The sequence below is a fragment of the Saccharibacillus kuerlensis DSM 22868 genome (genome assembly GCF_000378145.1).
In the GTDB taxonomy this organism is placed as follows: domain Bacteria; phylum Bacillota; class Bacilli; order Paenibacillales; family Paenibacillaceae; genus Saccharibacillus; species Saccharibacillus kuerlensis.
This window is the reverse complement of record NZ_KB899279.1, coordinates 284,304-297,063: the sequence shown is the minus strand read 5'-3', so window position 1 is coordinate 297,063 and position 12,760 is coordinate 284,304. Positions and strand designations below refer to the sequence as shown.

General features: G+C 52.6%; 10 protein-coding genes. 7 read left to right on the top strand and 3 right to left on the bottom strand.

Annotation, left to right across the window (positions count from 1 at the left end; translation table 11 throughout):
* Positions 1–536 precede the first annotated feature (536 nt).
* A complete protein-coding gene (locus tag F456_RS0106080; RefSeq protein WP_018976116.1) occupies positions 537–1,328 on the top strand; it encodes a DUF3891 family protein in 792 nt (263 codons plus the stop codon).
* 88 nt (positions 1,329–1,416) lie between these two features.
* Here the strand turns inward: F456_RS0106080 and F456_RS0106075 are convergent, their stop codons facing one another.
* Together F456_RS0106075 and F456_RS0106070 are read right to left on the bottom strand one after the other, a co-directional pair.
* Positions 1,417–2,313, bottom strand: a complete 897-nt coding sequence (locus F456_RS0106075) for a WYL domain-containing protein (RefSeq protein ID WP_018976115.1) — start codon at positions 2,311–2,313, stop codon at positions 1,417–1,419.
* Positions 2,297–3,595: a helix-turn-helix transcriptional regulator gene (locus tag F456_RS0106070; protein WP_018976114.1), complete on the bottom strand. Its 1,299-nt coding sequence runs from the start codon at positions 3,593–3,595 to the stop codon at positions 2,297–2,299. The genes F456_RS0106075 and F456_RS0106070 overlap by 17 nt, the downstream gene beginning before the upstream one ends.
* A 604-nt stretch (positions 3,596–4,199) precedes the next feature.
* Between F456_RS0106070 and nikA the strand changes: the two genes are divergently transcribed.
* Genes nikA through nikE form a run of 5 tightly spaced genes read left to right on the top strand, consistent with a single transcriptional unit; the run spans position 4,200 to position 9,292 of the window.
* The gene (gene nikA / locus F456_RS0106065; protein WP_018976113.1) at positions 4,200–5,831 is read left to right on the top strand and encodes a nickel ABC transporter substrate-binding protein; all 1,632 of its coding nucleotides are present in this window, start codon (positions 4,200–4,202) and stop codon (positions 5,829–5,831) included.
* A 41-nt stretch (positions 5,832–5,872) separates the two neighbouring features.
* Positions 5,873–6,817 carry a nickel ABC transporter permease subunit NikB gene (gene nikB / locus F456_RS0106060; protein WP_018976112.1) on the top strand — a complete coding sequence of 315 codons (945 nt, stop codon included), beginning with the start codon at positions 5,873–5,875 and terminating at the stop codon, positions 6,815–6,817.
* Complete coding sequence (gene nikC / locus F456_RS0106055) at positions 6,814–7,650, top strand: nickel ABC transporter permease subunit NikC (RefSeq protein WP_018976111.1); 837 nt, start codon at positions 6,814–6,816, stop codon at positions 7,648–7,650. Before nikB ends, nikC begins: the two co-directional genes overlap by 4 nt.
* Positions 7,651–7,686: 36 nt before the next feature.
* Positions 7,687–8,490 (top strand): ABC transporter ATP-binding protein, encoded by an 804-nt coding sequence (locus F456_RS0106050; protein ID WP_018976110.1) that lies wholly within the window; start codon positions 7,687–7,689, stop codon positions 8,488–8,490.
* A gap of 1 nt (position 8,491) precedes the next feature.
* Positions 8,492–9,292: a nickel import ATP-binding protein NikE gene (gene nikE, locus F456_RS0106045; RefSeq protein WP_026293686.1), complete on the top strand. Its 801-nt coding sequence runs from the start codon at positions 8,492–8,494 to the stop codon at positions 9,290–9,292.
* A 267-nt stretch (positions 9,293–9,559) separates the two neighbouring features.
* Here nikE and F456_RS0106040 read toward each other — a convergent pair whose 3' ends face one another.
* Positions 9,560–11,128: an FAD-dependent monooxygenase gene (locus F456_RS0106040; protein ID WP_018976108.1), complete on the bottom strand. Its 1,569-nt coding sequence runs from the start codon at positions 11,126–11,128 to the stop codon at positions 9,560–9,562.
* Positions 11,129–11,522: 394 nt separating this feature from the next.
* Here F456_RS0106040 and F456_RS0106035 point away from each other — a divergent pair, with 394 nt between their 5' ends.
* Positions 11,523–12,755 carry an RtcB family protein gene (locus F456_RS0106035; RefSeq protein WP_018976107.1) on the top strand — a complete coding sequence of 411 codons (1,233 nt, stop codon included), beginning with the start codon at positions 11,523–11,525 and terminating at the stop codon, positions 12,753–12,755.
* Positions 12,756–12,760 lie beyond the last annotated feature (5 nt).

Below are 12,760 nucleotides of genomic sequence, written 5' to 3'. Positions count from 1 at the left end.
TTTCGCTGAAATAAGTGCTCCTATACACTTATTTCAGCGTTTTCGCGTTTCTAACCTTACTTTTATGTGAAATAGTTGCACCTGCGCACTTATTGTACGATTTGGCGAGCTTTTGCGGAAAATAATTGCATATGGGCACTTATTGGGCCTTACGTTGAATCTTATTGATGGAATCTTATTAGACGCTTTTTATTAGAAGTATCCTATTCATCGTTTCTTGTTGAATGCGTCTTATTCAGCATTTCTTATGGGGCGCGTCCCATTCCGGCATATACGGGAACCAATAATCGGCTTCGTATTTACGTTCAAAGGCTTCATTTAAACTTGGAAACCGGACCTGGGCGTTGAAAGCATTTTCTATTCGAAAAAGTTGATGAGTTTGCGTACACGCCCTAGATACCTTTTTGTTTTAAATGTGCTGCACAAGCTTTTCGTTACGAACGAATCATAATTCGGGTAATATAGCAGATAGCGAGAGAAAAAGCAGGGCAGCGCCGGGCATTAGTCAGGCTGCTGCGGAAACGGGGGAGTTAATCATGATCGTACGTGAGACCGAACATCACTTTGTGCTTGTACAGCAGCATGATCACGGAAATTTTGCCGGCCAGGCGGCCAAGCACTTTGCAGATCGTTTTTATATGATGGAGAGAGTGGAAGAATCACCGAATGTACCGGAAGTAACGAAGGACGCGATTGTGCTCGGCGTACTGGAACATGACCGCGCCTGGATTCGTCCCGACGACATTCCGGTATGGGACGATCATCTGCATGCGCCGTATTCATTCAACGAATATCCGCTGCTGCCGAAGCTTGCCTTTTACCGAATGGGCATCGACGAGTTGGAAGAAAAGCATCCTTATGCGGCACTGCTGAACAGTCTGTATTACAGCGTGTTCGAAGACATTCGCACATCAGATCACGAAGAATGCGTAGCATTCGTGCAGCATGAAGAAGAACGCCAGCAGCGCATTCGTTCCAAATATACCGGTGTACAGGAAGAGACGCTGCTGCTGCACCGTCAGATGCTGCAGACATGCGACGGTTTGTCGCTGTACGTCTGTCTGAATGCTCCGGGGATTGGTAAGGAAGACGAGCACGAATGGTTTAAAGACGGGATTCCGGGCTCTGAGCCGTTCGGCGGAGGCGGGCTGCTGCAGTTGAGCTGGCAGGACGAGTCAACGATCAAGGCCGATCCTTCGCCGTTTGACGGTGAGATCGTGACGACGCTGCGCGAGAAGGTAGTCTCAAAAGATCGTATTTCCGAAGTCGGTATTGCGCAGGCTTACCAGGAGACGGAATGGAGCGAGCGGGAGATTACGTTTGTGTGAACAGAAGGAACATACAGCTTAATCGTGAAAAAAGCCGAATCGGGCAGCCCGATTCGGCTTTTTTTGTGATCCATGATTTTGCGCAGGATCAATCAGGAATTTTCGCTGTGGAGTCCTGCCTGCAAGCAGCGCTTTCTACATCTAACGGGATCACGGTTGATGGTGAAAATGTTGGCTCCGTTCCGATTCCGTACAGCGCCAGCGCTTTCCTCGTCGACTCCCGCATTCGCCTTTTCAGATATTCGCCTTCAACCACGCGTACTCTTTTGCCCAGAAAGCGAAGTTTGGTCAGGACATACTGGCTCTCGCTTCCCGAGTAACTCAGATAAATCCGATAGATCTGTTCCTTTTCATCGAACTCGACTCTTTTGTCAAAGCAGGAGAACGCATGCAGAATCCGGGTCAATTCAGCGTTGAAGGATCGGATGACCTCGACGGTCGCTTCGTAACGGTGCCCTCCTTGAAGTTTCTGCTGCGCCTGCGCTGACCATTCTTCATAGCGTGCAGGCGATAGAGGGATTTCATCGACAAAGACAATATGACACAGCCGTGTATGCATGGGAGAACGTGTGCGGGAATTATACCAATGCAGGTACCATTCCCGCTTGACCATCGAATATTCCAGCTTACACGGCAGGCCGGGCTGCGGATCATTCAACTTGCCTTTTTTGGTCATACACTGGATCATCATCCCCTGACGATGTCGGAGAATCTGGCGAATCGGCCTCAGCAGCGGATGAACGGTCTGCATGTCGCGGCTGCCGGCCTTTTCTTCAAGTCCGTCCAGCAGGTTCGGCATTTCGTCTTCCAGTGTGCATGCCTGAAGCTTCTCGATCGTAGACGGTTCCAGCGCTTCCGCGGCAGACGGATGCTCCAGCATAGTCCTCAGCCAGGCGCGTTCCTGCGATGTGAGTGTATAGACACCGGTGTCTTCCAGACGCGACGCTAGCTGATAACTGAAAATCTTCTCAATTGGAGACTTCATAATAGGCCGCAATCTCCTTCCATTCTTCGATAAAAGATTGTCTCAATTCCGCCGGTTCCAGCACTTCGCAGCTTGATCCGAAGCTTCTGAGCCACGGGCGGATTTCGGTAATGCCGTTGACCTCGATTTCGTAAATGAACGATTGCTCGTCTTCTTCCACAATCTGTCCCCATTGGCCCTGCAGCCGTACGCGTTCTTCGATAAAGTCCGCTTGTCCGCTGCCTGGACGGTAGAATCTGGCCCGGACCGTTACGATTTCTCCTGTATCAATCAGCCAACTGCGGCGCATCCGTTCGTCGAGTGCGGCTTTTTTGAGCGCAACATGCTCTTCCGGCATTTCCTCTTCCTCGGCGATTTCGATCATGCCTTCCATACGGAACTTTACGAATCTTCCTTTTGCAGCCGATCCGATCAGATACCATCTGCCGTATTGGTGGTCATAGACGACTTTGAGCGGAAGAGTGCTTTCGCGCCGGGCTTCGTTTTCGCGGCCGAACAGCGGGTTGGTGTCTTTAGCGGCATAGCTTTTTTTATTTTTGGGCGAAAAGTATTGGAATGAAATGCGTTTGCGCAGCCGAATCATTCGCAGCAGCGTATACAGATGGGCTTCGTCCAGAATGCGTGCATCATAATGATATTTGTAGGAAAAAGGCTCCAGCAGCGCATCGTCCCACTGTTCTTCGGACACGGCGGATTTGAGCGCTTTCTTTAGATTATCGCGCAGCAAATAGCCTTGAACTGACGGAATTTGTGTGTTCGCCATGATATCGACAAATTCGTATAAGTCGATCAGTTCTTTCTGCGACAGACAGTCGGTCAGATCGTTGTTCAAAATATAGCGGTATGGACGGCCTCCCGGCTGGCGGTGTATAACGCCGACTTCTTCCAGATAGCGCAGGTCGGAGCGGATCGTTTTCTCGTCCGGCATGGCCGCCTCGACAGGAAGCTGCTTACAGCAGGCATCGAGCAGTTCGGCAGCGGTCTGCGGATTTCCTTTGAGCGATATCAGAATCAGCGGCAGCCGGCGGCTCTCGGATTCTTTCATCGACTTGGCCCGGTACAGGAACAGCAGCACCGGCTCGGCCGAATCGGCGTAACCGTAGCGGAACAGGTCGGCAAAATCGGCGTCGCCGCTCACTTCGCGCAAGCGGCGTACCGTTTTGTCAAAGGTATGTACGGAGATGCCGAGTCTGCCTGCAAACTGCTGCCGGTCGTATCCGCCGCCGCTGAGCGCCAGCAGGCGCAGAAACTGGATCTCCTTGTCGAAGCTTTCTTTGGCCATGGGACTTCCTCCGTTTCTTGTTCTTATCCATTGTATGGAATAAGGCATCGCTTGTAAAAATCCGGTTGATTCGCGTATGTACATTTTAAGTGGAAGCAAGGAGGGAGAGTAGGGCGGAAGTATGGCGATACACCTATCGCCTGATATACTTCGCGCCTTGGCGGAAGTATGGCGATCAAGTATCGCCTTCAAGCTATTGAGCAAATCCTATTCGCTTTAGAAGCTCAAAAGCTGCGGGAGAAATTCGTTCCGGTCGCGTGTTGAAATTGAGAAAAGGGATTACGTTTTAGATGAACTTTCTCAATTTCAAAGGCGAACGCTGGCGCTCCTACACTGAATTTCTCCCTCCGCTTATTCGCTTAGGTTTAAATTGGATTTTCTCAACATAATGATGGCGATACACCTATCGCCTTGTATACTTCGCTCCTTGGCGGAAGTATGGCTTAGAAAGAGCACGTTGCTAAACGCGCGATAAAAAACAATCGCTATAGTTCTCTCTACTAAGCAGCTTTTTACTTTCTGTTGACAAAAGCTGCGCTGCCGGATAATCTAACAAAATGAACATGATAATCATTATCAGATAAAGAGAAAAGGGGTACATCCAATGTTTAATATTCACCGCAAAGCGGCTGCGCTGCTTGGAGGTCTTTTGCTTTCAATCGCTTTAGTAGGTTGCAGCGGCAGTGGGGATCAAAGTGCTGATGCAGGGAGTGCGTCCAACGCTTCGACTTCTGCCAAGTCGATCACAATGTCATGGCCGCGGGATATCGGAACAATGAATCCGCATACTTACAATCCTTCGCAGCTGTTTGCGCAGTCGATGCTGTATGAGCCGCTGGTCAGCTACGGCAAAGACGGCAAGCTGGAACCGGCATTGGCCGAATCGTGGGACATTTCCGAAGACGGAAAAACGTATACATTCAAGCTTCGCCAGAACGTAAAGTTTTCCGACGGTACCGATTTTAATGCAGTGATCGTTAAAAAGAATTTCGACGCTGTACTGAAACATAGAGATACGCACAGCTGGCTGGGCATGGTTGGATTGATCGATCAGACAGAAGTTGTAGACGATATGACGTTCCGGATGACTCTCACCGAACCTTATTATCCGGTACTGCAGGATCTGTCTGTGGTTCGCCCGTTCCGTTTCTTGGGCGAAGCCGGATTTCCGGATAATGGGGACACATCGGAAGGCGTCAAGGAAGCGGTCGGCACCGGTCCGTGGACGCTTGCCGAATACAAGCAGGACGAGTACGCGGTATTCAAACGTAATCCAAACTATTGGGGAACAGCGCCGGCTATCGATGAAGTAACCGTGAAGATTATTCCCGATGCGGAAACGCGTGTAGCCGCTTTTGAGAAAGGTGATCTGGACTTGATCTACGGCGAGGGCGTAATCAGTCTCGATGCGTTCAAACAGCTGCAGGAGAATGAAAAGTACGTTTCCAAGCTGTCCGATCCGGTCGGAACCCGAAATCTGCTGCTGAACTCTTCGAATCCGAAGCTGGCCGACGTCAGAGTGCGCACGGCACTGCATCAGGGCTTCAACAAAAAAGCGATGGTCGAGGGCGTTACACTGGGATTGGAAGAGCCGGCCGATACGATTCTGTCCAAAAACTATCCGTATACGAACGTCGATCTGAAAGCGGTAGAGTATGATGCCGCACGTTCGCAGGCTCTGCTGGATGAAGCGGGCTGGGTTCTGCCTGCCGGCGCTGCTGTCAGAGAGAAAGACGGTCAGAAGCTGGAATTCGAACTGATCTTCGACAAAACAGATCCGATCCAGAAGGCGATGGCCGAAACGATCCAAGCCGAATGGAGCGGGCTTGGTGTGAAAGTAAATCTGACGGGACTTGAGCTGACGGTACAGATTAAGCGCCTCAAAGCCAACGACTTCGATCTTTATTTCTGGTACAATTACGGAGCGCCGTACGATCCGCATTCGTTCGTTAACGTTGTGGCAAGTCCGGGCTTCGGCATTTCGGAAACGCTGAGCGCCATTCCGATGAAGTCCGAACTCGACGACATGGTACACGAAGTCCTGTCTTCGACAGACGAAGCCAAACGGCAGGAGCTATACGGCTCCATCCTGGAGATCCTGCAGGAACAGTCCGCGATCGTACCGATTTCGTATATTAAGAAGACGGCTGTCTACCAGCCGAAGATTACCGATTTCGTCTTCCCGGCGAACCGTGACGAGAATCCGTTTACCGGACTGACTACGGAAACTCCGTAATCCTGCTTAGACTGCGCCGTTCATTCAAGGAGGACAGTGAAGTGATCCGCTATATCGGGAAACGGATGATGGCGATCATTCCGATTGTTTTTATCGCTACGCTTGTTACATTTGCATTAATTCATATTTCTCCGGTTGATCCGGCAGAAGCTTATTTAACAGCAGCTCATATTTATCCGACGCCAGAACTGCTGGAACAGAAAAGGCATGAATTCGGTCTGGATCGGCCGCTGTTCGAACAGTATCTGAACACCCTGCAGCGGATGGCACGGTTCGATTTCGGAACATCTTACCTCACCAACCAGCCCGTTTGGAATGAGGTAAAAGCCAGGCTTCCGGCAACGGTCGAACTGGCGGCCTGGAGCATGCTGTTCTCTGCGCTGGTGAGTATTCCGCTGGGCGTGCTCGCAGCCGTATACCGAAACAGCTGGATCGACCTGCTGAGCCGGGCTATCTCGTATTTCGGCGCTTCGATCCCGCAGTTTTGGCTGGGGTATCTGCTGATCTTCTTTTTCTCGGTCAGACTGGATCTGCTTCCCGTTGAAGGAAGAGGAGACTGGCAAAACTTGATTCTGCCGACGGTTACCCTCTCGCTTGTCCTGATTGCCGTCTATACGCGCATGCTGCGGACAAGCGTACTTGAGCAGCTGCAGGAATCTTATGTGCAGTATGCCAGAACAAGAGGAATCCGCGAACGTTCGATCATGCTCAAGCATGTGCTCAAGATTGCGATTGCGCCGCTGATCACCGGAATGGGCATGAATATGGGGAAGCTGCTGACCGGTACGATTATTGTAGAGCAGGTATTCTCATGGCCCGGATTCGGACGGTACTTTGTTGAAGCGATTTTCAACCGGGATATTCCCGTGATTCAATGCTACATCTTCTTTGCGGCTTGTCTGTTCATCGTATGCAATCTGATCGTAGATCTGATTCAAACGGCGATGGATCCGCGCATTTTGGCGAAAGGACGGGCCGAGCATTGATCAACAAATGGAATAAGATACTAAAGGGCAGGGGAACGATTGTCTTCTGCGCATCCGTGATCGCGCTCTTCTTCCTGGTGGCGCTGCTGGCTCCCTGGATTGCTCCGCACGACCCGATCAAAGTCGACCTGCTGAGCAAACTGCAGGGACCTTCGGTGGAACATTGGCTGGGCACCGATCATTTGGGACGCGACAATTTGTCTCGTCTGATCTATGGAGCCCGGGTTTCGCTCGGATTTGCCGCTATGATCTTCGTCTCGTCGCTGCTGATTGGGGTGCTAGTAGGTTCGATCTCGGGTTATGCGGGCGGATGGTTGGACAGCGTACTGATGCGGCTGTGCGAAGGCATTATGGCTTTTCCGAATCTAGTGCTGGTACTCGGGATCGTCGGCATTTTTGGACCGGGATTGATGCAGGTGCTGCTTGCGCTCATGCTGGTGCAGTGGGTCTATTACGCACGTATCTGCCGCAATATGGTTGTATCGCTCAAAGAGCGCCCGTTTATCGCGGCTGCGCGGATCAGCGGTTCGTCTTCTTGGAGTATTATTCGCAGGCATATCATTCCGAACGTACAGCGTCCGATCGTCGTGATGGGTACGCTTGAGATGGGCTGGGCGATTATGGATATCTCCGCTCTGTCTTTTCTCGGTCTCGGCATCCAGCCGCCCAATGCGGAATGGGGAGCGATGATCCACGAAGGTACCGCCCATATTCGCAGTCATCCGGAACTCATGATCTATCCTGGTGTGCTGATTCTCATTGTTGTTATTATGTTCAACATTCTTGGAGAAGCGCTGTCGGAGCGTTACGGCGTAGCCAAACTCAGACGTTAACATGGACGACGGATTTTGATAAAAGGAGGGAAAAGGATGACGTCTACCCATACGCTCGAGGTTCGCGGTCTTCAGGTGCGGGTGAACGACGGCGGCAAGTCCTTACCCCTGCTGAAGGCCATTGATTTGACGATTGAAAAAGGACAAGTGCTGGGACTGGTCGGAGAAAGCGGAAGCGGCAAGTCGATTACGTGCAGCGCTATTTTGCAGCTGCTGAACCGCCGCGGCTTGGAGGTGGAAGGCAGTGTCCGACTGAACGGACGACAGCTGACCAAACTGCCAAACCGGGAGATAAGGATGATTCGGGGCAGGGAGATCGGAACGATCATGCAGAATCCGATGAATGCTTTTACTCCCGTCTATACGGTAGGTTCACAGTTTGTCGAGACGCTGCGAACCCATTCGAAGTTGTCGAAAATGCAGGCCCGGGCGCAGGCGGCGGCCTCACTTGCGGAGGTGGGTCTGTCCGAACCGGCCAGAGTGATGAAAAGCTATCCCCATCAACTGAGCGGAGGTATGCTGCAGCGGGTCATGATCGCCATTTCGATGTGCCTGCAGCCCGCTCTGGTGATCGCAGACGAACCGACCACGGCACTGGATTCCGTCAATCAGCTTCAAGTGCTCCGTCAGCTCGACAAGCTTCGAACGGAATATGGCACATCCATATTATTGGTTTCGCACGATCTGGGCGTAATTGCCCGAATGGCGGACACGGTAGCTGTAATGAAGGCGGGAGAAATTGTGGAGCATGCAGACGTTCACGATTTGTTCGATCGGCCGCAGCATGATTATACGCGAATGCTGCTTCAGGCCCGCCTCCGCGGAAGAAAGGATGCTTAACATGCTTCAAGTGCATCAAGTAAGCCATAGTTATGGCGGCAGCGGCTGGCGCAAGTCTAAAGCTGCTGCCGGAAAAGTCCTGGATAACGTCTCGTTCGATCTGGAGCCGGGCTGCTGTCTAGGGTTGTTGGGAACGAGCGGAGCGGGCAAAAGCACATTGGGGAAAATCGTGCTCGGTTTGCAAAAACCTGCGTCGGGTCAAGTGACGTTCGAAGGCTTCGAGCTGTATACAAAGGGCAGACAGGGAATCCGTAAAGTCAGACGCGATCTGCAGGCCGTGTTCCAAGATTGCTACTCGGCGGTTAATCCGCTGATGACAGCCGACCACATTATCGGTGAGCCGCTGCGCAATTACGAGAGGCTCTCGCCTGCGGAGCTGAAAAGACGAACCGGTGAACTGCTCGAACAGGTGGGCCTGGCTGCTGAAGACGGAAGCAAACGTCCAAGTCAATTCAGCGGCGGACAGCTGCAGCGGGTCAACATTGCCCGGGCGATCGCGCTTAAGCCGAAGTTGATCGTGCTTGACGAACCGATCAGCAGCCTCGACATGGTCCATCAGACATTGATTCTGGATCTGCTGTCGGAGCTAAAAGATTCGATCGGACTGTCCTATCTGTTCATTACGCACGATATTCAGGCCGTCATGACGATTTGCGATCGCGTCGCCGTGATGGATAAGGGACAGATCGTCTACCATACGGACAGTCCGTCTTCTCTTCCGAGCGCCGAGCATGAGGCGGTGCAGAGGTTGGTTTCGGCGGTGCTGCCTCAGCATCCGTCGCTCCGGACTTCCTGGGTGTAACTCTCCAATTTTGCTCACATGCAGCTGCATAGATATACGGTTTTAAGGCCGGCTGGCGGATGATTGATCCGCCAGCCGGCCTTTTTTTGAAACAGCCGGATCATATCAGGGACTGTATGCAAGAGTTCACCGAAAAGACACCGAATGATCGTCTAGAGCGTCGACTGGAGTTTGAAATAAGTGCACTTATTCTCAAAAAGATCAAGCCAATTCGCAGTTTGCATACACGCTGCAGCTTGGCAGGGAGGACCGGTTTTTGTTCGAATTTTAATCCACAATGTTTTCTTGATAAGGCTGCGAATCAAGGTCAGAAGGCGCTTTGAGCAGAAATCGTCCCATTTGCTCCGGGTCGCCATCGGGATCGGCCATCGCCACATACATGTCCGGCCGGATCAGATAGGCAGCATCTCGGGCGATACCAGCACGCTCGCAGGCATCGTTCCATACGAAGCAGCGGAGAGTAATGTCGTTGGAATCGCACCATTCTTTCAAGGCAGGACGAACTTCGCCATACACGTGTACCTGCCATTCTATCGTACCTGCCGGAGCGAAATTGTCGTTTTCGCCATCTGCGTTCGGGATCCACGGCAGCCGATCTCCGCCATGGATGCGGCCGGCTTTTCCACTGGAAAGCGGTCCGTTTCGATACTGCAGCGACAACTGAGAGATAATACGGAAATTGAAGCGCAGAGCAGCGGGCATCCGGGCAGCCAAGGGGAAGGCGGCCGGAACGATGCGGGTACGCATGATCTTTGCCTGGAGCTTAGTCGATGTTGCCAGCGTAAACAGCCGATCCGTCGTGGATACCAATCGGCGGGCAAAACTTCCTCGTTCGATTTCGTAGCTGTCCAGCAGATCCGGCTCCGCGCGTTTTCCGATAACCTCCGCAAGCTTCCAGGCCAGATTGATCGCGTCTCCGATACCGGTATTCATGCCTTGGCCGCCGGCCGGACTGTGAATATGTCCAGCGTCGCCGAGCAGAAAGATTCTTCCGTCCCGGAAACGCTCCGCAACCCGGTGGTGCACCTTGTAAGTCGAAAACCAGTCTACCTTGCGGACTTCGATCTTCAGCTTGTCGATCGCGTTCTCGCTGATGTCGTCAAAAGTGAGTGTGTTCATTCGATCGGGTCGGTCGTCTATTAGTGTGCCCACCAGCCGTGCTTTTCCCTGAGCGGCAAGCGGGAAAATTGCGAGGAAATCGGCGCTGCTGTCAAGATTGATATGCACTTCGCCGTTCATTGGCGGGCCTTCGGCTTCAACGTCGGCCACATAGAAAAAGCGGCTGTACGTTCCACCAGCAAAGTCGATGCCCAGCGTTTTGCGTACGATGGAATGCGCGCCGTCGCAGCCGGCCAAGTATTGGGCGCAGCAGACTTCCTCGTTTCCATTAGCATCGCGGAGATTCGCGCGGACGCCGCTCTCATCCTGCTCAAATCCGGTCAATTCGGTATGCCGCTCGATATGAACACCCAATTTCTCGAGCAGTTCGGCCAGCATTCGTTCATGCCGATCCTGCGGCAGAATCAATATGTACGGGTAAGCGGTCAGATCTGAGAATTTTTTTGAGAATCCGATTCGACCGCGATGGCTGCCTTTGGACCAAAAATTGAATCCCGGTGCCTGGTAGCCGTTTGCCAGCGCCGTGTCGGCCAGATCAAGCTGACGATAGAGTTCCAGTGTGCGAGCCTGAACGGCGAGCGCGCGCGAAGTGCTGCCGGGCCCGCTGTTTTTATCGATGATGCGCACGCGAATATTTTGTTTGGTCAGCCAGAGTGCCAGTACCATTCCCGTAGGGCCGGCTCCGCAGATCAGAACTTCGGTGTCGGATGACTGCATAGAATTGCCTCCTTTATGTATGTTCGTCTCTCTCTCTAACGTTTCCAAACGATTTCGGGCGAAAAGGTTTGTTCATCCTTATATTGCCATACTTCCGCCAAGGCGCGAAGAGTATAAGGGGCAATAAATATATTGCCATACTTCTGCCAAGGCGCGAAGTATAGGGGACAATAAACATATTGCCATACTTCTGCCAAGGCGCGAAGTATAGGGGACGATAAATATATTGCCATACTTCCGCCCTATTATCTCCCCCTGTGCCGTGCGAAGATGAATTCAGGCAGAGAACAGCGATGAGCCGGCTGAACGGGTAATAGAGAACAATCAATAATCGAAGCGGACGGCATCGCGATGGCAAATCGGCCGCTTTATATAGAGAAAGGAATGAGACATCATGAGCTACCAGACGGTGGGAAGCGTTAAAGTATGGGGGAAAGTCGACGAAAGTGCGCTCAAGCAGGCCCAGACATGCGCATGGCACGGCAATGTGGTGCAGGCGCTGTTGATGGCCGATCATCACAAAGGCTATAGTCAACCGATCGGCGGCGTAGTCGCATATGAGGGACAGATCTCCCCAAGCGGCGTCGGTTACGATATCGCCTGCGGCAATAAAGCGGTGCGAACCAATCTGATGGCCGCCGACGTCAAACCGCAGATCAAACGGATCATGAACGAAATTGCGCGCAGAATCGAATTCGGTATAGGCGGAGTCAATCGGAAAAAGTCGGATCACGAGCTGTTCGACGATCCCGACTGGTCGGTATACCGTCAGGTCGGCGGAGCCGGTGACGTGCACGACAAGCTGCGCAAGCTGGCGAGGGAACAGCTGGGAACGGTCGGCAGCGGTAACCATTATGTCGATATTTTTGAAGAACCGTCGACCGGCCGGATCTGGATCGGCAACCATTTCGGCAGCCGGGGCTTCGGGCATAAGACGGCGAGCGGGTTCCTGAATTTGGCGGCAGGTCGTGATTTTCTGGGCAAAGCGCCGGGTGAAAGTATGGACCAGGCGCCGGTGCTGCTCGATCTGAACAGCGAACTCGGCGATCTGTATTACCGCGCGATGAAGCTGGCCGGACGCTACGCTTATGCGGGTCGTGACCACGTGATCGATCAAGTGCTGGACATTTTGGGCGCGGAAAGCGACTTCGAAGTGCACAACCATCACAATTTTGCCTGGAAAGAGCAGCATGAAGGGAAAGACTGTATTGTCGTGAGAAAAGGAGCAACACCGTCAGCGCCGGGACAGCTGGGCTTTATCGGCGGCAGCATGGGCGATATTTCGGTCATTGTTCGCGGAAAAGATTCGGTCGAAAATCGTGAAGCGTTCTACAGCACGGTACACGGAGCGGGACGCGTCATGAGCCGTACCCAAGCCGCGGGCAAAATGAACTGGAAAACGCGTGTCCGTCTCGGAGGCGAGATTACCGAGGAACGGATGATGAGCGCGGTCAAGCGGTTTGGAGTGGAACTGCGCGGCGGCGGCACGGACGAAAGCCCATTTGTATACCGGCAGTTGCAGGAGGTGCTCGGCGCTCACTCCGAGACGATTGAAGTGCTCCATACGTTGAAACCGATCGGTGTGGCAATGGCGGGCGCGAACGAGTTCGATCCGTACAAGGACTAAGCGGA